Below are 17537 nucleotides of genomic sequence, written 5' to 3' on the forward strand. Positions count from 1 at the left end.
GAAAATGGGGCCGCCGGGGCGGTCTATGGAGGACGTCAATGGCTTGGGATTTTGAGACCGATCCGGAGTTCCAGAAGAAGCTCGACTGGGTCGAGGAGTTCATGCGCGAGGAGGTCGAGCCCCTCTCGCACCTCGGCATGGCCGCGCACGGGCCGCTCGGCCGCCAGAAGTTCATCAAGCCGCTGCAGGAAAAGGTGAAGGCCCAGGGCCTGTGGGCCTGCCACCTGGGCCCCGAGCTCGGCGGCCAGGGCTACGGCCAGCTGAAGCTCGCCCTGCTCAATGAGAAGCTCGGCCGCAATGGCCTGGCCCCCTCGGTGTTCGGCTGCCAGGCCCCCGACACCGGCAACGCCGAGATCATCGCCCACTACGGCACCGAGGAGCAGAAGGAGAAGTGGCTCAAGCCGCTGCTGAACGGCGACATCCGCTCGGCCTTCTCGATGAGCGAGCCGACCGGCGGCTCCGACCCGCTGACCTTCAAGACCCGCGCGGTGCTGGAAGGCAAGGAGTGGGTGATCAACGGCGAGAAGTGGTTCTCCACCAACGCCCGCTATTCCAAGCTGCTGGTCGTCTATGCGGTCACCGACCCGGACGCCAAGGACCCCTACAAGCGCACCTCGATCTTCCTGGTCCCCACCGACACCCCCGGGGTGGAGATCATCCGCAACGTGGCCGTCGGCGGCGGCGGCGAGATCGGCGGCGGGACGGAAGGTTACGTCCGCTACAACAACGTCCGCGTGCCGTATGACGCGCTGCTCGGCGAGCGGGGCGGGGCCTTCGTGATCGCCCAGGTGCGCCTGGGCGGCGGCCGGATCCACCACGCCATGCGGACCATCGGCTCCTGCCGCCACGCGCTGGACCTGATGTGCAAGCGGGCGGTCTCCCGCACCACCCGCGACGGCAAGCTGGCCGACCTGCAGCTGGTGCAGCAGGACATCGCCGATTCCTGGATCGAGCTGGAGTCGTTCCGCCTGCTGGTGCTGCGCACCGCCTGGCTGATCGACAAGCACAAGGACTACAACAAGGTCCGCAAGGACATCGCCGCCGTGAAGGTCGCGATGCCGAAGGTCTACCACAACATCGCGACCCGGGCGGCCCACCTGCACGGCGCGCTCGGCGTCTCCAACGAGATGCCGTTCATGCACATGGTGACCAGTTCGCTGGTGATGGGCATCGCCGACGGCCCCACCGAGGTCCACAAGGTGACGGTCGCCAAGCAGATCCTGAAGGACTACCGGCCCGACAACGACCTCTTCCCGGCCTACCACATCCCGCGCCTGCGGGAGGAAGCCCGCGAACGCTTCAAGGACCAGCTCGCCGAGCTGAAGGCCGCCTACGAGGCCGAAGGCGGCCGTGGCGGCGCGCGCGCGACTGAGACGGCGTAAGCCAAAGATGCTCCCCCACAGGGGGAGCTGTCCCGAAGGACTGAGGGGGTTCACGCCCGCAAACTCGATGCGTGCGGACCCCCTCCACCGCCTTCGGCGGTCCCCCTCCCCCTGTGGGGGAGGATCTACAGAGGGGGCGGTCTGGCGACCGTCCCCTTTTTCTTTTAAGCCGTCCGGAGTTGCGTGGGAGGAACGAGAAGAATGAGCGACGTCCTGAGCGCCGGAGAAACCCAAGGCGAGGCGCCCGCCTGGCCGGTGATGTCCATCGCCGAGGCGCATCGCCAGCTGACGGCGCCCGGCGCCCGCTTCGAGATCGAGGAGAAGGTGATCCGCGGGATTCCGACCAAGGTCTGGAAGAACGCCCCGCCGACGCTGCGCGATGTGTTCCTCAACGCCCGCGCGTTCCAGGATCGCGAGTTCCTCGTCTACGAGGACGACCGGGCCACCTACGAGGCCTTCGCCCGCGCCACGATCAAGCTCGCCCGCCAGCTGCAGGCCGACGGCGTGAAGAAGGGCGACCGCGTCGCCGTCATCATGCGCAACCTGCCCGAATGGCCGGTGGCCTTCTTCGCCGGCGTCCTGTGCGGGGCCATCGTCACGCCGCTGAACGCCTGGTGGACCGGCCCCGAGCTGGAGTACGGCCTGGCCGACTCCGGGACCAAGGTCGCCATCGTCGACGACGAGCGCCTGGAGCGGATCGCCGAGCACCTGGACGCCTGTCCGGACCTGACGCGCGTCTACGTCTCGCGGCTCAAGACCGAGCCGTCCGACCCGCGCGTGAAGCGTCTGGAGGACGTCATCGGCCCGGTGAACAGCTGGAAGGGACTGCCCGACCAGCCGCTGCCCGATGTCGAGATCGGGCCGGAGGACGACGCCACCATCCTCTACACCTCGGGCACCACGGGCAAACCGAAGGGCGCCCTGGGCACCCACCGCAACATGATCTCGAACATCGGCGCCGGCGGCATCTCGGCGGCGCGCAACTTCCTGCGCGCGGGCCAGCCGCTGCCGGAGGCCGACCCGCACAAGCTGCCCCAGCGGGTGACGCTGCTGGTGGTGCCGCTGTTCCACGCCACGGGCCTGTCGGCGACGCTCGGCCCCAGCATGAACGCCGGCGGCAAGCTGGTCTTCATGTACCGCTGGGAGGCCGAGAAGGCGATGCAGCTGATCGAGCGGGAGAAGGTCAACGCCACCGGCGGCGTGCCGACCATCGCCTGGCAGCTGATCGAGCACCCGGCCCGCGAGAAGTACGACCTGTCGTCCCTGCAGGCGGTGACCTACGGCGGCGCGCCCTCGGCGCCCGAGCTGGTGCGCAAGATCGCCGAGGTCTTCCCCGGCTCCCAGCCGGGCAACGGCTGGGGCATGACCGAGACCACCGCCACCTTCACCAGCCACATGGGCAAGGACTACGAGAACCGGCCCTCCAGCGCCGGACCCGCCGCCCCCGTCGGCGAGATGAAGATCATGGATCCGGAAGGGACCAGGGAGCTGCCGGTCGGCGAAGTCGGCGAGCTGTGGGTCAAGGGCCCGCAGGTCGTCAAAGGCTACTGGAACAAGCCCGAGGCCACCGCCGAGACCTTCAAGAACGGCTGGCTGCGCACCGGCGACCTCGCCCGTCTCGACGAGGAGGGCTTCCTCTATATCGTCGACCGGGCCAAGGACATGCTGATCCGGGGCGGCGAGAACATCTACTGCGTCGAGGTCGAGAACGCCCTCTACGAGCATCCGGACGTGATGGATGCGGCCATCGTCGGCGTTCCCCACCGCACCCTCGGCGAGGAGCCGGCGGCGGTGGTGCATCTGAAGCCCGGCGGGACCGCCGATGAGGCCGAACTGCGCGCGTTCGTCCGCGAGCGGCTGGCCGCCTTCAAGGTCCCGGTGAAGGTCGCCTTCTGGCCCGAGCCGCTGCCGCGCAACGCCAACGGCAAGATCCTCAAGACCGAGCTGAAGAAGGTGTTCGAAGGGCAGGGGGCATGAGCCGACCGCGCATCGTCGGCATCGGCGGGACCACCCGGCCGGGCTCCGGCACCGAAAAGGCGCTCGTGCTGTCGCTCGCCGCGACCGAGGCGGCGGGCGCCGAGACCCAGCTGTTCGGCGGCGACTTCCTCGCCCGGCTTCCGGTCTATGCGCCGAGCGAGGCGCCGCCCACCGATGAGCAGCGGGCGCTGGCCGACGCCGTGCGCGGGGCCGACGGGGTGATCGTCGCCAGCCCCGGCTACCACGGCTCGATCTCGGGGCTGATCAAGAACGCCCTCGATTCCCTCGAGCTGCTGCGGGACGATCCGACGCCCTATTTCCAGGGCCGGCCGGTGGGCTGCATCATCACCGCCGACGGCTGGCAGGCGGCCGGCACCACTTTGATGGCGCTGCGATCGATCATACATGCGCTGAGAGGATGGCCGACGCCGTTCGGCGCTGCGCTGAATTCGACGACCAACCTCTTCGACGCCGAGGGCCGCTGCCGCGAGCCCAAGGACGCCTGGCAGCTCACCACGGTGGCCGACCAGGTGATGGAGTTCGCCAGGATGAGAGCCGCCACATGACCCGACCCAAGCTCGTGCCGCCCCCGGGCGGCGGCTCCGGCGTTGACGAAGCCATCCACCAGGCGATCAGCCCCATCGAGGACATCGTCGAGGACGCCCGCAACGGGCGGCCCTTCATCCTGGTGGACGCCGAGGACCGGGAGAACGAGGGCGACGTCATCATCCCGGCCCAGTTCGCCACGCCCGACCAGATCAACTTCATGGCCAAGCACGCGCGCGGCCTGATCTGCCTGTCGATCACCGCCGAGCGGGCCCGGCAGCTGCGCCTGCCGCCGATGTCGACGGACAACCAGTCCGGCCACGGCACCGCCTTCACCGTCTCCATCGAGGCGCGCGAAGGGGTGACCACCGGCATCTCGGCCCACGATCGGGCGCACACCATCGCCGTCGCCATCGACCCGACCAAGAGCGCCGACGACGTGGTCACCCCCGGCCACGTCTTCCCGCTGGTGGCCAAGGACGGCGGCGTGCTGGTCCGCGCCGGCCACACCGAGGCGGCGGTGGACATCGCCCGGATGGCGGGCCTGAACCCGGCCGGCGTGATCTGCGAGATCATGAAGGACGACGGCTCGATGGCCCGGCTGCCGGACCTGGTGGCCTTCGCCCAGCTGCACGGGCTGAAGATCGGCACCATCGCCGACCTGATCGCCTACCGCCGCCGCACCGAGCGGCAGGTGGAGCGGGTGCTGGAGACGCCGTTCGATTCCGCCTACGGCGGCCGCTTCCGGATGGTGATCTACCGCAACATCCTCGACCGCACCGAGCACGTGGTCCTCACCAAGGGCAAGATCGATCCCGACCGGCCGACCCTGGTCCGGATGCACCGGGTCGACTTCGCGGCCGACATGCTGGGCCATGTGGAGGAGCGGCGGGACTACGTGCCACGGGCGCTTAAGGCCATCGCCGACTACGACGGCGCGGGCGTGGCGGTGTTCATCCGCGACTCCAACCCCGCCTGGCTCTCCGAACGCTACGGCCAGAACCAGACCGACGCGGACCGCGGCGCCTCGATCCTGCGCGACTACGGCATCGGCGCGCAGATCCTGCTCGACCTCGGCGTGCGCGACATGGTGCTGCTCTCCAACAGCTCCACCCGCCTGCCGGGCTCCGGCGGCTACGGCCTGAAGATCGTCGGGCGCCGGGAGCTCTGACCCCCCTTCCTCTCCCGCTTGCGGGAGAGGGGGACCGCTCTTCGCATGCGCTCGGCGGGCGGTCCCCCCTTCCCATGAATGGGAAAGGAAAGGGGCGGGTCGGCAACCCACGCTCGGCGCGTCGCATTCCAACCGCGTGAGCGAACTGCGCATCGGCTGTTCCGGCTGGACCTACAAGGACTGGACCGGGCCCTTCTATCCGGCGGGGACCAAGGATCCAGTGCGGCTGGAGTACTACGCCGGCTGGTTCGACACCGCCGAGATCAACGCCAGCTTCTACCGCCTGCCGTCGGAGGCGGCGGTGAAGGGCTGGGAGAGGCGGGCCCCGGCGGACTTCATCTTCGCCTGGAAGGTCAGCCGCTTCATCACCCACAACAAGAAGCTCAAGGACTGCGAGGACTCGGTCGATCTGGTGTTCGGCCGGATGGCGCACCTGGGGCGGGCCTACGGGCCGGCGCTGATCCAGCTGCCGCCCGGCCTGCACCGCAATGGCGATCGCCTGGCGGGCTTCCTGAAGCTGCTGCCCAAGGGGCGGCGGCACACGGTCGAGTTCCGCCACCCCAGCTGGTACGAGCCGGCGGTCTTCCAGATCCTGGCCGACCACAACGCCGCCCTGACCCTCTCCGACCACCACCACGCCCCCGCGCCGTGGGAAGTCACGGCCGACTGGGTCTACGTCCGCGGCCATGGCCCGGGCGGGCGCTATTACGGCAACTATCCGGACGAGACGCTGCAGGACTGGGCGCGCCGCATCGAAGGCTGGCGGGCGGAGGGGCTCGACGTCTACGCCTACTTCGACAACGACATCAAATGCGCCGCCCCGGCCGACGCGCTGGCGCTCAAGGCCATCCTGGCGCGCGGCCAGCGCAACGAACCGGCGCACCCGATCCTGCGGACGCGGGACCAGGTCGGGCGGCCGGAGGCGCCGGCCGCCTCACCGCCGCCCTAGCCCGAGAGTCCGAAGCTCCTGCGCCAGGACGAGCCGCGGTGCTCGCCGGCGTAGCGGTTGCGGATGGTCAGGTGGTTGTGGACGTCGACCACGCCTGCGACCTCGGCCAGATCCTCGGCCCGGCGCTTCTGGTCGCGGTCCTCGACCATGCCGCGCAGGGTCACCTCGCCGCCCCGCACGTCGACCTCGATGTCGCGGGCGTCCAGGTGGCGGTCGTCCTCCAGCCGGTCGCAGACGTCCCGCCAGATCCGCTCGTCCGGATCGTAGCGGCCCCTGGCGCGGCGCTCGTCGTAATGCTCGTCGCGGTCCCGGTCGCGGCCGCCGCCGAACCAGGTGCGCGGATCGTCCAGCCGCCGCTCGGGGCCGCGATCCTCGTCGCCGTAGCGGCGGTCGCGGTCCATCGGCCGCTCGTTGGCGCGGTAGCCCCGGACGTCGATCTCGTGGTGGCGGCGCTCGTCGCGCATCTCCTCGCGGCGGACGGCCGAGCGGCTCTGCGGGTCGTATTCGTAGTCGCGGCTGTAGTCGGCCTGGCCGAAGTCCTCGCGCCCGCCGGTCCGCGCCTCGGTGCGGTACCCGACGCGGCGGCGACGGTCGAAGGCGTAGTCGCGGCTGTAGTCGGCCTGTCCGTAGTCCTCGCGCAGGTCGCGCGGATCCCAACTGCGCTCGCGGCCCCGGTGTCGATTCCAGAATTCCTGGCGCGGCATGCGCTCCTCCTCATCTGGGCTGTGCTGTCGGCTTGCTGGGTTCAACCTCCGCCATGTCGTCTGGTTCCCGACGGAACCTCGCCGAGGATTGTCGTTTTCTTGTGCGTGGAACCGGCCTATATGACGGGTCACCACACCGCCCGGCCGAAAGGCCGGGCGCCTTCGTTTCTGGAGCGCCGATATGGCCGAGATCCTGATGCCCAAGGCCACCGCCGTCTGGCTGGTGGACAACACCTCGCTGACCTTCGAACAGATCGCCGACTTCTGCGGGCTGCACCCCCTCGAGGTGAAGGGCATCGCCGACGGCGAAGTGGCGCGCGACATCCGCGGCGCCGATCCGATCGCCAACGGCCAGCTCTCCCGCGAAGAGCTGGACAAGGCGCAGAAGGATTCCAAGTACCGGATGAAGGCCCAGAAGAGCCGGCACGCCGAGCTGCTGAAGCCGGTGAAGAAGGCGCCGCGCTACACGCCCGTCTCGCGCCGCCAGGACCGCCCGGACGCCATCGCCTGGTTCCTGCGCAACCACCCGGAAGTGCCCGACAGCCAGATCGCCCGCCTGCTGGGCACCACCAAGGCGACCATCGACCAGATCCGCAACCGCACCCACTGGAACGCGGCCAACATCAAGCCGGTCGACCCGGTGAGCCTGGGCCTGGCCACCCAGATGGAGCTCGACGCGGTGGTCCAGAAGGCCGCCGAGAAGAAGGCCAAGGAAGACGCCAAGCGTGGGATCGTCGAGCCGGAAGGCCCGACGCTGGCCCCCGCCTCCGAGACCGGTCAGGTCGAGGACGAGGAACCCGCGGACTTCGACGAGGAATACGCGGAGGACTGATCAAACCCGCTCATCCCCGGCGACGCCGGGATGGGCGGAAGAAAGCAAAAGGCCCGCATCGCTGCGGGCCTTTGTCGTCTTCAGTGAGCCTGGGCCCGAAGGGACTCCATCTCCTCCTTCAGGCGAAGCTTCTGTCGCTTCCATTCCTTCAGCTTGATCTCGTCGGCGGACGGCCTTCTCATCTCGTCTTGGATCATCCGTTCCAGGGACTGGTGACGGGATCCGAGTTCACGGATGCGGGCGTCTACGGCCATAGGGTACGCCTCCTTGCTGCTGAGTGGGAAGTGAACGCGCTTGACATTCAGATGGAGTGAACACCCGCTGCGACCAAGTGTCAGATCACATATGTTTGCACGCGGCGGCGCTTGGCGGGCGCCGGGAATCCGGGCGGGGAGCGCGGCGAAATGAGTGAATCCAAGCCGCCCCGCCTGGTCGTCGGCATCTCCGGGGCCAGCGGAGCCAGGCTGGGGGTGCGGGTGCTGGACGCCTGCCGCGAGCTGGGCGTCGAGAGCCACCTGGTGATGAGCCGGGCCGCCGGCCAGACGGTGACCCAGGAGACCCAGTTGTCGGTCGGCGACGTCCAGGCCCGGGCGGCGGTGAGCCACAAGCTGGGCGACATCGGCGCCTCCATCGCCTCCGGCTCCTTCCCGACGCTGGGGATGATCGTGGCGCCCTGTTCGGTGCGGACGATGAGCGAGATCGCCACCGGCGTGACCTCGTCGCTGCTGACGAGAGCCGCCGACGTCACCCTGAAGGAGCGCCGGCCCCTGGTGCTGATGGTGCGCGAGACGCCGCTGCACCTGGGCCACCTGCGGACCCTGGTGCGGCTGGCCGAGATGGGGGCGGTGATCGCCCCGCCGATGCCGGCCTTCTACGCCGGCCTGACCTCGATCGACGAATTCATCGACCAGTCGGTGGGCCGCTGCCTGGACCTGTTCGGCCTGTCCTGGACGCCGGTGCGGCGCTGGGGCCAGGACATCGGCCCGACGAGCAAGACGGAGACAGCGTGAGCCTTTGGGACTGGGCCGTGGCCGCCTACGAGCGGCCGGGTGTGGCCGACGCCTGCCTCGATCTGCAGGACGCGCACGGTCAGAACACCTGCTTCCTGCTCTGGGCGGTCTGGTCCGGCGCGGCCGACGCCGGGCTGCTGGAGCGTGCGGCCGAGGCCGCGCAGCTGTGGGAGAGCGAAGTCCTTGGGCCGCTGCGCCAGGTCCGCCGCGCGCTGAAGGCCTCCACCCCGCCGCTGGCCGAAGCGGCGCGCGAGGCGTTGCGCGAGGAGGTCAAGGCGGCCGAGCTGAAGGTCGAGCAGGCGCTGCTGGAGGCGCTCGGCCGGCTCGTGCCGGCCCGCCGCAGCGAAAATCCGTTGCAGGCGCTGCAGGCGGCGGCCAAGGCCTGGGGCGAGCCGCCGCCGGACGAGGCGCTGGCCCGCCTCGCCGACGCCCTCTCGGTCGCCCAGCTTTACGCGCCCAAGCCCAGCGCCCATCATGGGGCGTCCACCCCGCGGAACGCTGCCATGCTCGACGACACCGCGGACGAGCCCGAACCTGCGCTCCGGGCCCGCCTCGCCGCCCTGAAGCAGGAACACGCCGACCTCGACACCGCCGTCCAGGCCATGGCCGCCGTCCCGCTCCCCGACCTGCTCGCCATCGGCCGGCTGAAGCGCAAGAAGTTGCAGCTGAAGGACGAGATCGCCCGAATCGAGGACCTGCTGACGCCGGACATCATCGCGTGATCGCAGATGCTCCCCCACAGGGGGAGCTGTCGCGAAGCGACTGAGGGGGTTCGCACGGCTGAGTCCGGATGGAGCGGAACGCGTCCCGCCGGGGATGTAGACCCCCTCCACCGCTTCGCGGTCCCCCTCCCCCTGCGGGGGAGGATTGACCTCACCCCGCCTTGCGCGCCCGTTTCATCGCGTACATCGCCGCGTCGGCTTCGGCGACGATCGCCTCGGCGTCCGTATCGGGAGAGATGTCCTTGACGCCGAACGACAGGCGCATGGGGGCGGACCAGTCGCCGAACTGGACCGGCGTCTCGGCGACCATGGCGGCCAGGGATTCGGCCTTGGCCCTGGCGGTGAAGCGGTCGGCCTGGGCCAGGATGACCGCGAACTCGTCGCCGCCCATGCGGGCCACGATGTCGCTCTCGCGGACATTGGCCAGCAGCCGGTCGGCGACGGCCTTCAGGGCCGCATCGCCGGCCGCGTGGCCGAACCGGTCGTTGATCCCCTTGAGGCCGTCGACGTCGAAATAGATCAGGCTGGCCGGCGAGCCGTAGCGCTGGGCGAAGGTGCGGATCCGGTTCAGCTCGCGCATGAAGGCGCGGCGGTTGAGCAGCGGGGTCAGCGCGTCCTGGTCGGCCAGGCCCTCCGCCTCGGCGAGGCGCGCCTTCAGCCGGGCCACCTCGGCGCGGAGGTCGTCTACTTCGGTGAGCAGGGTTTGCAGGGCCAGCCGCACCGGCGCCGTCAGGTCGGCTTCGGAAAGGCCCAGGAAGGCGGCGGCGTCGGCCGGCGGCGGCGCGCTCGCCGGCCGCGCGTCTGGGGCCACGAGCAGGCGCCGGCGGGTGTCCGGCAGGGGCGGGGTGCGGGCGCCGCTGATCTTCATGAGTGTCGACGCAGAATCACGCCTCGGCTCGAGGCCCAAGAATCGTATCCGTGATCGGTTGCCGAGGCAAAGCCGGCGCCTATACTCCGCGCCTTTCCGTCCCAGGGGGCCCCATGGCGCCACGCAATACGGGCAAGACCGCCCCGGTCGCCATCATCATGGGCAGCCGCTCCGACTGGCCGATCCTGCGAGGCGCGGCCGAGAGCCTGGAGGCGCTGGGGGTCGAGTACACGGCCAGCGTCGTCTCCGCCCACCGCACGCCCGACCGGATGTACGAGTTCGCCAAGTCGGCCAAGGCCCGCGGGGTGAAGGTGATCATCGCCGGCGCCGGCGGGGCCGCCCACCTGCCCGGCATGACCGCCTCGCTGACCGAGCTGCCGGTGCTCGGCGTGCCCGTGGAGTCGAAGGCCCTGAAGGGCATGGATTCGTTGCTCTCCATCGCCCAGATGCCGGCCGGCATCCCGGTGGGGACGCTGGCCATCGGCGAGGCGGGGGCGCGCAACGCCGGCATCCTGGCGGCGCAGATCCTGGCATTGACCGACGAGGCGCTGGCCGATCGGGTGGCCGCCTTCCGCCGCCGGCAGACCGAGTCCATCCCCGAGACGGTCGAGGACGCTTGAGCGCGACCATGGCGCCGCTGCCGCCCGGCTCGACCATCGGCATCCTCGGCGGAGGGCAGCTCGGCCGGATGCTGGCGCTGGCCGCGGCCCGCCTCGGCTTCGACGTCGCCATCCTGACGCCGGAGGAGGACGCGCCCGCCGCACGGGTCGCCGCCCATACCATCGTCGCCGACTATGCCGACGAGGCCGCGCTGGCCGAGCTGGCCAGGCTCGCCTCCGTCGTCACCTACGAATTCGAGAACGTGCCGGCCGCGGCGGTGAGCCGGCTGGGCGAGCTGGGCTGCCAGGTGGCCCCGGGCGCCCGGGCGCTGGCGGTGGCGCAGGACCGGGTGCAGGAGAAGAGCTTCCTCAACAGCGTCGGCGTCGCCACCGTCGCCTTCGCCGCCGCCGAGGACGCCGAGTCCGCCCGCGCGGCGGTCGCCAAGATCGGCGCGCCGGCGCTGATGAAGACCCGCCGCGAAGGCTACGACGGCAAGGGCCAGCGCTGGGTGGAGCACGCCGCCGACGCCGCCCGCATCTTCCAGGAGTTGGGCGAGCGGCCGGTGATCCTGGAGGCGCCCGCCGCCTTCGTGCGCGAGCTGTCGGTGATCGCCGCCCGCAGCCGCAGCGGCGAGACCGCGGTCTATCCCCTGGCCGAGAACCACCACGAGAACGGCATCCTGCGCCGCAGCCTGGCGCCGGCCCGCGCGTCCGCAGCCCTCGCGGACCAGGCCGAGCGGATCGCGGTGCAGATCCTCACCCGCCTCGACTACGTCGGCGTGGTGGGGGTGGAGCTGTTCGAGCTCGAGGACGGCCAGCTGCTGGTCAACGAGATCGCCCCGCGCGTCCACAACACCGGCCACTGGACCCAGGACGGCTGCGAGGTCGACCAGTTCGAGCAGCACATCCGCGCCGTCGCCGGCTGGCCGCTGGGCCCCACCCACGCCACCGCCGAGGTGGAGATGATGAACCTGCTGGGGCCGGAGGCGCACGGCTGGGCCCGGCTGGCCGCCGAGCCCGAGACCCGCATCCACCTCTACGGCAAGCGCGAGGCCAAGCCCGGCCGCAAGATGGGCCATGTGAACCGCATCCGGCCGCTGCCGGGCCGGAGATAGCGGCGGTGCCCGAGCCGGTGCTGGCGCCCACGTCGCGGCAGGGGCTCGCGGCGGTGGCGGCGCTGATGCGGCGGGCGTTCCCGAAGGCGCACAAATACACCGAGGCCTACCTCGACTGGCTCTACTTCCGGAACCCGGCCGGGCCGGCGCTGGCCTTCGACGTGCGCGAGGGCGAGCGGGTGATCAGCCACGGGGCCGGCATCCCCCAGCGGCTGGTGCTGCACGGCCGCCCGGTGCTCGGCGCGCTGATGCTGAACACCGCCACCGACGCCGACCGGCAGGGACGGGGGCTGTTCTCGCGTGTGGTGAACGCGGTGATCGACGAGGGGCGGCGGCGGGGCGTCGCGGCGCTGATCGGGGTCGCCAACCAGAACTCCGTCGGGCCCTACGTGAAGCGGCTGGCGTTCCAGGAGGTGCGCGGGCTCGACGCCTTCGTGGCGCCGGCGCCGGAGCGGATCGACTTCGGCCGCGCCGCCGCGCAGGCCGATCTTCGGCGTGATTGGGACGATGCGGCGCTCGCCTGGCGGATGGCCAATCCGGAGGGGCGGCTGAGGCTGGTCGCGGCGAGCGAGGATGCGCTGGTCGTCGAGGGCGCCTCCACCGCGCCGCTGGTCGCCGCCCGCGCCGTCATCCCGCGCCAGGGCCTGGCCGCGCCGCCGGTCCCGCGGAGCCGGCTGTGGCCAGCGGTGTCGCTCGCCCTCGCGCCTGCCGGCGCCGCCCGCCGCGGCCTCTCGCTCACCGTCCCGGACCGCCTGCGCCCCTCGCCCCTGCGCCTGATCTACCGCAACCTGGACGACCCCGCCGATCGCCTCGACCCCGACCGCATCCTGTTCAGCTTCCTGGACTTCGACGCGTTCTGACGCCGTCCTTTTGCTTTCCCATTCATGGGAAAGGGGGACCGCCGGCCGATCGAAGCGGAGAGCCGGGGGTGGAAAGGGCAAGCCGCAGGCACGGCGCTGTTCGCCGCTCCAATCTGCACCTCTCCACCACTCGCTCTTCGTCCGCTCGGCGAGTGGTCCCCCTCCCCCGCTTCGCAGGGGAGGAAGGGGCTCACCCGTACCGCATCCGCCCCAGCGCGCTGGCGACGTCCTTCAGCAGCTCGCCCGGCTTCAGTTTCGCCTTCCACTTCTCGTAGGTCATGACGTTCTCGATGCGGGCGTCGACGAAGGTCATGGCGTCGGCGTGGCCGCCGGACAGGCGGATGGACAGGGCGCCGCACAGGATGCCCGAGAGGATGGCGCGCTTGGAATAGTGGTTCTCGTCGGTCGCCACGTCGCCCGCCCAGCGCCAGAGGACGTCGGCGCTTTCCCAGAGCAGCCGCATGCCGAGCGGCAGGTTGAGGGGCAGGGCGCACCAGCCGGCCCAACGGCGGACGGCGGGCTCGTGGGCGGCGGCGGCCTCCAGGCGCGCCTCGACGGCCGTGCGGATGCGCTGGCGGATCTTCAGCGAGGTCGGGTCGACGCCCGCCAGCCGCTGCAGCGCCTCGGCGTCGAGCCGGCGGGAGAGCAGGGCGGCCAGGTCGGCCGGTCCCTTCGGCAGCAGCAGCTCGGTTTCGGGGCGGCTCAGGCCCGCCGCCTCGCCGGCCGCGTAGGCCATCGGCCAGGTCCACCCCAGGCGGGGCGCGATCCTCAGGGCTTCGTCCAGGACGGACGCCTCGGTGCGGGCGGCCCAATCGTCGGTGTCGGTCATGGCCCGATCCTAACCTTACCGGACGCGCCTGTCCGCCGTGGACAGCACGGCCGCCTTCTGCTATCTCGCGCGGCTCGAAACCGGCGGCCTTTGGTCGGCCGGCGGAAATTATTTGTTCGCTCGCGCCGCTTCAGGTCGGGCGGGAGCGAATTGGCAGGAGAGAGAACCCTGGTTCAGATTTTCGTCCGCGACAACAACGTCGATCAGGCCCTCAAGGCGCTGAAGAAGAAGATGCAGCGCGAGGGCTCGTTCCGCGAGATGAAGCGGCACGTCCACTACGAAAAGCCGTCCGAGAAGCGCGCCCGCCAGAAGGCCGAGGCCGTCCGCCGGGCCCGCAAGCTGGCCCGCAAGCGCGCCCAGCGTGAAGGCCTGATCGCGGCGCCGAAGAAGCCGTCGCGGTAAACCCGGACCGCCATCTCTCTGCGATCTGCTCAAGGCCGCGCCCAGGGGGCGCGGCCTTTTGCGTTTCTCACGGCCAGGTCGCGATCTTAGGTCGCGCGGGCCCCCTGGTCGCTGGCGTAACTCCGATCCGGTCCCTATGTGAGTGGGCCAAGCGCATTCTAGAAGCGGTCTTCCAGCATGAACCTGCGTAACCTCGCCATCTGGGCCGTCATCGTGGTGGTCCTGATCGGCCTCTACAGCATGATGACGGGCGGCAGCCACGCGGCCGGAGCCAGCGAGGTCAGCTACTCGCAGATGCTCGCCCGCGTCGACAGCGGCGAGGTCAAGCGCGCCGTCATCCGCGGCCCCACCGTCGAGGCCCAGACCGCCGACGGCAAGGTGCTGACGGCGATGACCGGCAACGACCAGGAAGAGCTGGTCCGCCGCCTGGAAGCCCAGGGCGCCGACGTGCAGTTCAAGCCGGCCGGCGGCGGCGGCCTCCTGGCCTTCTTCCTGAACTCCCTGCCGATCCTGCTGCTGATCGGCGTGTGGATCTTCTTCATGCGCCAGATGCAGGGCGGCGCGCGCGGGGCCATGGGCTTCGGCAAGTCCAAGGCCCGCCTGCTCACCGAAAACAAGAACCGCGTCACCTTCGAGGACGTGGCCGGCGTCGACGAGGCCAAGGAAGAGCTGACCGAGATCGTCGACTTCCTGAAGGACCCGCAGAAGTTCCAGCGCCTGGGCGGCAAGATCCCCAAGGGCGCGCTGCTGGTCGGCCCTCCGGGCACCGGTAAGACCCTGCTGGCCCGCGCCGTCGCGGGCGAGGCGGGCGTGCCCTTCTTCACCATCTCCGGCTCCGACTTCGTCGAGATGTTCGTGGGCGTCGGCGCCAGCCGCGTGCGCGACATGTTCGAGCAGGCCAAGAAGAACGCTCCCTGCATCATCTTCATCGACGAAATCGACGCCGTCGGCCGTCACCGCGGCGCGGGCCTGGGCGGCGGCAACGACGAGCGCGAGCAGACCCTGAACCAGCTGCTGGTCGAGATGGACGGCTTCGAGGCCAACGAGGGCATCATCCTGATCGCCGCCACCAACCGTCCGGACGTGCTGGACCCGGCGCTGCTGCGCCCCGGCCGGTTCGACCGTCAGGTCGTGGTGCCCAACCCGGACATCAACGGCCGCGAGCGGATCCTGCGCGTGCACATGAAGAACGTGCCGCTGGCCGCCGACGTGAACGTCAAGACGATCGCTAGAGGCACGCCCGGCTTCTCGGGCGCGGACCTGTCCAACCTGGTCAACGAAGCCGCCCTGATGGCCGCCCGGAAGAACCGCCGGATGGTCACCATGCGCGACTTCGAAGAGGCCAAGGACAAGGTCATGATGGGCGCCGAGCGCAAGTCCATGGCCATGAGCGAGGAAGAGAAGCGCAACACCGCCTACCACGAAGGCGGTCACGCCCTCGTCGCGCTGACCGTCCCCGAGGCCGACCCGGTCCACAAGGCGACCATCATCCCGCGCGGCCGCGCCCTGGGCATGGTGATGCAGCTGCCGGAAGGCGACCGCTACTCCATGAACTACACCCAGATGGTCTCGCGCCTGGCGATCATGATGGGCGGCCGGGTCGCCGAAGAGCTGATCAACGGCAAGGACAAGGTCACCTCGGGCGCGTCGAGCGACATCTCGGCGGCCACGGGCCTGGCCCGCAACATGGTCACCCGCTGGGGCTACTCGGACGAGCTGGGCCTGGTCTCCTACGGCGACAACCAGGAGGAGGTCTTCCTCGGCCACTCCGTCGCCCGGACCCAGAACGTCTCCGAGGCCACCGCCCAGAAGATCGACGAGGAGGTCCGCCGCCTGGTCACGCAAGGCTACAACGAGGCCAAGCGGATCCTGACCGAGCGCATCGACGACCTGCACGTCCTGGCCAAGGCGCTGCTCGAGTACGAGACCCTGTCCGGCGAGGAGATCCAGAACCTGCTGCAGCACGGCGTGAAGCCCAAGCGCGAGGACCTGGAGCCCAAGCGCCCCGCCGGCCCGGCCGTCGCGGTGCCGATCTCGCCGCGGCCCGGCCCCGAGCCCGAACCGGCGTAAGGCCCCGAACCGAAGCTTTCGGAGGGCGGCTGCAGCGATGCGGCCGCCCCTTTTCTTGCCTCGTCCGTTGATAGGGAAGGACGGACTCCGGGGGGCTCCCGAACCCATGACGCGCGAACCTACGGACCGGATATCGGTCATGGTCCATGCCGAGGGCGTTGCGCTGGCGCTGGACGTGGCGCGGCCGGGCTCGCCGCCGAAACGCTACCGACTCCCGCGCCGCGACCACGACGCCTGGCTCGACCTGCACGCGGCGATCGCGGCGGACTTCGGCGCGCGCGCGCCCCTGAACCGCCGCCCGGCCGCGCTCCCGCCGCCCGCCGCCCGGCTGGAGCCGGTGCTGACCGAGGCGGTGAGCCCGGACATCCTCTACGGGTTCGGCGATCCCTGCGTCCTGCACGTCCCTGAGGAAGGCGCCTGGTATCTGGTGGCGACCTCGAACGATGCGCCGCAGTCCTTTCCGATTCTGAAGTCTTCCGACCTGAAGCGGTGGGAGCTGGCGAGCTTCGCCTTCCCGCAGGGCGGCAAGCCCGGCTGGTGCCTGGAGGGGCTGGGGCGCGCCGATTTCTGGGCTCCGGAGATCCACCGGGTCGGGGGCGGATACTGGCTGGTGTTCAGCGCCCGGCAGGCCGACGGCGAACTGGCCATCGGCCTGGCGACCTCGGCGCGGCCCGAGGGACCCTACCGCGCGCAAGCCGCGCCGCTGCTCACCGGCGGGGTGATCGACCCGCACCTGCACGTCGCGCCCGACGGGACGCCGCTGCTGTTCTGGAAGGTGGACGACAACGGCGTCTGGCCGCGGCGGCTGGCGGCCCTGCTCGGCGAGCGGCCGGAGCTCGCGGGCGAGCTGTTCGACAATCCGGAGGACCGGCGGACGGCGGCCCTGGCGGCGGCGCTCTGGCCATGGCTGGAGGCGAACGCGCCGCCGATGGAGCAGTTCTTCGCCCTGCAGCCGCTGATCGAGGCGGCGGCGGAGGACCTGGCCGGGTTCGAGGCCAGGCTTTCCGGAGAGGCGGGGCTGGAGATCGCCGAGACCCTGCGCACCCGCGTCTACGCTCAGGCCTTGTCGCCTGACGGTGCGGCCCTGGTCGGGGCGCGCCATCTGGTGCTGCAGAACGACCAGCCCTGGGAGGCCCACCTGATCGAGGGCGTCTGGGTCAGCGAGGCGCAGGGCCGCTGGTTCCTGTTCTACGCCGGCAACGACTTCTCGACGCCGCAGTACGGGATCGGGGCGGCGGTGGCCGACGGTCCGCTCGGCCCCTACCGCAAGCTGGCCGCGCCGCTGCTGGGCTCCTCGACCGAGTGGGTCGGACCGGGGCACCCGTCGGTGGCGCCCGGTCCGGACGGCCGGCCTCGGCTCTTCCTGCACGCCTTCTTCCCGGGCCGGCTCGGCTACAAGGCGTTCCGGGCGGTGCTGTCGGCTGACCTGACGTTCGAGGGGGATGCCGTAAGGCTTGGCTGAGGCGACGATCGCGCCCGGTTGTCCCCTTCCACACGTCAT

Annotated in this window: 18 protein-coding genes; 14 read left to right on the forward strand and 4 right to left on the reverse strand. The window is 70.7% G+C overall.

The genetic code is table 11. The features are described 5' to 3' along the window. Nucleotides 1–38 precede the first annotated feature (38 nt). The 5 genes from ACFSC0_RS09545 to ACFSC0_RS09565 all read left to right on the forward strand — a co-directional run bounded on the left by ACFSC0_RS09545 (nt 39) and on the right by ACFSC0_RS09565 (nt 6025). The gene (locus ACFSC0_RS09545; RefSeq protein WP_377283171.1) at nt 39–1382 is read left to right on the forward strand and encodes an acyl-CoA dehydrogenase family protein; all 1344 of its coding nucleotides are present in this window, start codon (nt 39–41) and stop codon (nt 1380–1382) included. Nucleotides 1383–1583: 201 nt separating this feature from the next. After that, nucleotides 1584–3359, forward strand: coding sequence for a class I adenylate-forming enzyme family protein (locus ACFSC0_RS09550; RefSeq protein WP_377283170.1), 1776 nt, complete (start codon nt 1584–1586; stop codon nt 3357–3359). After that, complete coding sequence (locus ACFSC0_RS09555) at nt 3356–3925, forward strand: NADPH-dependent FMN reductase (protein WP_377283169.1); 570 nt, start codon at nt 3356–3358, stop codon at nt 3923–3925. The genes ACFSC0_RS09550 and ACFSC0_RS09555 overlap by 4 nt, the downstream gene beginning before the upstream one ends. Next, nucleotides 3922–5076, forward strand: a complete 1155-nt coding sequence (ribB, locus tag ACFSC0_RS09560) for a 3,4-dihydroxy-2-butanone-4-phosphate synthase (protein ID WP_377283168.1) — start codon at nt 3922–3924, stop codon at nt 5074–5076. Before ACFSC0_RS09555 ends, ribB begins: the two co-directional genes overlap by 4 nt. A gap of 136 nt (nt 5077–5212) precedes the next feature. Continuing rightward, on the forward strand, nt 5213–6025 hold the full coding sequence (locus ACFSC0_RS09565) for a DUF72 domain-containing protein (RefSeq protein WP_377283167.1): 813 nt from the start codon (nt 5213–5215) through the stop codon (nt 6023–6025). Here ACFSC0_RS09565 and ACFSC0_RS09570 read toward each other — a convergent pair. Beyond that, nucleotides 6022–6729, reverse strand: coding sequence for a BON domain-containing protein (locus tag ACFSC0_RS09570; RefSeq protein WP_377283166.1), 708 nt, complete (start codon nt 6727–6729; stop codon nt 6022–6024). The genes ACFSC0_RS09565 and ACFSC0_RS09570 overlap by 4 nt on opposite strands. A 181-nt stretch (nt 6730–6910) precedes the next feature. Here ACFSC0_RS09570 and ACFSC0_RS09575 point away from each other — a divergent pair, with 181 nt between their 5' ends. Next, entirely contained in the window at nt 6911–7561 is a 651-nt protein-coding gene (locus tag ACFSC0_RS09575; RefSeq protein WP_377283165.1) for a DUF1013 domain-containing protein, read from the forward strand. An 80-nt stretch (nt 7562–7641) separates the two neighbouring features. Here the strand turns inward: ACFSC0_RS09575 and ACFSC0_RS09580 are convergent, their stop codons facing one another. After that, on the reverse strand, nt 7642–7815 hold the full coding sequence (locus ACFSC0_RS09580; RefSeq protein WP_377283164.1) for a YdcH family protein: 174 nt from the start codon (nt 7813–7815) through the stop codon (nt 7642–7644). 150 nt (nt 7816–7965) lie between these two features. On the opposite strand from ACFSC0_RS09580, the gene ACFSC0_RS09585 reads away from it, so the two are divergent. Both ACFSC0_RS09585 and ACFSC0_RS09590 read left to right on the forward strand, forming a co-directional pair. Next, nucleotides 7966–8571 carry a UbiX family flavin prenyltransferase gene (locus ACFSC0_RS09585; protein ID WP_377283163.1) on the forward strand — a complete coding sequence of 202 codons (606 nt, stop codon included), beginning with the start codon at nt 7966–7968 and terminating at the stop codon, nt 8569–8571. Further along, nucleotides 8568–9293 (forward strand): TIGR02444 family protein, encoded by a 726-nt coding sequence (locus ACFSC0_RS09590; RefSeq protein WP_377283162.1) that lies wholly within the window; start codon nt 8568–8570, stop codon nt 9291–9293. Before ACFSC0_RS09585 ends, ACFSC0_RS09590 begins: the two co-directional genes overlap by 4 nt. A gap of 151 nt (nt 9294–9444) precedes the next feature. On the opposite strand, the gene ACFSC0_RS09595 is transcribed toward ACFSC0_RS09590, so the two are convergent. Next, nucleotides 9445–10161 carry a GGDEF domain-containing protein gene (locus tag ACFSC0_RS09595; protein WP_377283161.1) on the reverse strand — a complete coding sequence of 239 codons (717 nt, stop codon included), beginning with the start codon at nt 10159–10161 and terminating at the stop codon, nt 9445–9447. A gap of 113 nt (nt 10162–10274) precedes the next feature. On the opposite strand from ACFSC0_RS09595, the gene purE reads away from it, so the two are divergent. Genes purE through ACFSC0_RS09610 form a run of 3 tightly spaced genes read left to right on the forward strand, consistent with a single transcriptional unit; the run spans nt 10275 to nt 12735 of the window. Next, complete coding sequence (purE, locus tag ACFSC0_RS09600) at nt 10275–10781, forward strand: 5-(carboxyamino)imidazole ribonucleotide mutase (protein ID WP_377283160.1); 507 nt, start codon at nt 10275–10277, stop codon at nt 10779–10781. Nucleotides 10782–10789: 8 nt separating this feature from the next. Continuing rightward, complete coding sequence (locus ACFSC0_RS09605; RefSeq protein ID WP_377283319.1) at nt 10790–11875, forward strand: 5-(carboxyamino)imidazole ribonucleotide synthase; 1086 nt, start codon at nt 10790–10792, stop codon at nt 11873–11875. A 5-nt stretch (nt 11876–11880) separates the two neighbouring features. Beyond that, nucleotides 11881–12735 (forward strand): GNAT family N-acetyltransferase, encoded by an 855-nt coding sequence (locus ACFSC0_RS09610; protein WP_377283159.1) that lies wholly within the window; start codon nt 11881–11883, stop codon nt 12733–12735. Between the two features lie 190 nt (nt 12736–12925). On the opposite strand, the gene ACFSC0_RS09615 is transcribed toward ACFSC0_RS09610, so the two are convergent. Then, complete coding sequence (locus ACFSC0_RS09615) at nt 12926–13564, reverse strand: COQ9 family protein (protein WP_377283158.1); 639 nt, start codon at nt 13562–13564, stop codon at nt 12926–12928. 168 nt (nt 13565–13732) lie between these two features. On the opposite strand from ACFSC0_RS09615, the gene rpsU reads away from it, so the two are divergent. From rpsU to ACFSC0_RS09630, 3 genes are all read left to right on the forward strand, one after another. Continuing rightward, complete coding sequence (gene rpsU / locus ACFSC0_RS09620) at nt 13733–13966, forward strand: 30S ribosomal protein S21 (RefSeq protein ID WP_111275467.1); 234 nt, start codon at nt 13733–13735, stop codon at nt 13964–13966. Nucleotides 13967–14143: 177 nt separating this feature from the next. Next, entirely contained in the window at nt 14144–16036 is a 1893-nt protein-coding gene (ftsH, locus tag ACFSC0_RS09625; RefSeq protein ID WP_377283157.1) for an ATP-dependent zinc metalloprotease FtsH, read from the forward strand. A gap of 106 nt (nt 16037–16142) precedes the next feature. Continuing rightward, entirely contained in the window at nt 16143–17498 is a 1356-nt protein-coding gene (locus ACFSC0_RS09630; RefSeq protein ID WP_377355136.1) for a family 43 glycosylhydrolase, read from the forward strand. Nucleotides 17499–17537 lie beyond the last annotated feature (39 nt).

It is taken from the genome of Phenylobacterium terrae (genome assembly GCF_042681205.1).
GTDB classification, from domain to species: Bacteria; Pseudomonadota; Alphaproteobacteria; order Caulobacterales; family Caulobacteraceae; genus Phenylobacterium; species Phenylobacterium terrae.

Excerpts from the sequence above, each read along its gene's own strand:
- ACFSC0_RS09580 (WP_377283164.1), bottom strand. The coding sequence starts at position 7,815 with ATGGCCGTAGACGCCCGCATCCGTGAACTCGGATCCCGTCACCAGTCC.
- ACFSC0_RS09550 (WP_377283170.1), top strand. The coding sequence starts at position 1,584 with ATGAGCGACGTCCTGAGCGCCGGAGAAACCCAAGGCGAGGCGCCCGCC.
- ACFSC0_RS09585 (WP_377283163.1), top strand. The coding sequence starts at position 7,966 with ATGAGTGAATCCAAGCCGCCCCGCCTGGTCGTCGGCATCTCCGGGGCC.
- ACFSC0_RS09605 (WP_377283319.1), top strand. The coding sequence starts at position 10,790 with ATGGCGCCGCTGCCGCCCGGCTCGACCATCGGCATCCTCGGCGGAGGG.
- ACFSC0_RS09615 (WP_377283158.1), bottom strand. The coding sequence starts at position 13,564 with ATGACCGACACCGACGATTGGGCCGCCCGCACCGAGGCGTCCGTCCTG.
- purE (WP_377283160.1), top strand. The coding sequence starts at position 10,275 with ATGGCGCCACGCAATACGGGCAAGACCGCCCCGGTCGCCATCATCATG.
- ACFSC0_RS09555 (WP_377283169.1), top strand. The coding sequence starts at position 3,356 with ATGAGCCGACCGCGCATCGTCGGCATCGGCGGGACCACCCGGCCGGGC.
- ACFSC0_RS09545 (WP_377283171.1), top strand. The coding sequence starts at position 39 with ATGGCTTGGGATTTTGAGACCGATCCGGAGTTCCAGAAGAAGCTCGAC.
- ftsH (WP_377283157.1), top strand. The coding sequence starts at position 14,144 with ATGAACCTGCGTAACCTCGCCATCTGGGCCGTCATCGTGGTGGTCCTG.
- ribB (WP_377283168.1), top strand. The coding sequence starts at position 3,922 with ATGACCCGACCCAAGCTCGTGCCGCCCCCGGGCGGCGGCTCCGGCGTT.
- ACFSC0_RS09570 (WP_377283166.1), bottom strand. The coding sequence starts at position 6,729 with ATGCCGCGCCAGGAATTCTGGAATCGACACCGGGGCCGCGAGCGCAGT.
- ACFSC0_RS09630 (WP_377355136.1), top strand. The coding sequence starts at position 16,143 with ATGACGCGCGAACCTACGGACCGGATATCGGTCATGGTCCATGCCGAG.
- ACFSC0_RS09595 (WP_377283161.1), bottom strand. The coding sequence starts at position 10,161 with ATGAAGATCAGCGGCGCCCGCACCCCGCCCCTGCCGGACACCCGCCGG.
- ACFSC0_RS09575 (WP_377283165.1), top strand. The coding sequence starts at position 6,911 with ATGGCCGAGATCCTGATGCCCAAGGCCACCGCCGTCTGGCTGGTGGAC.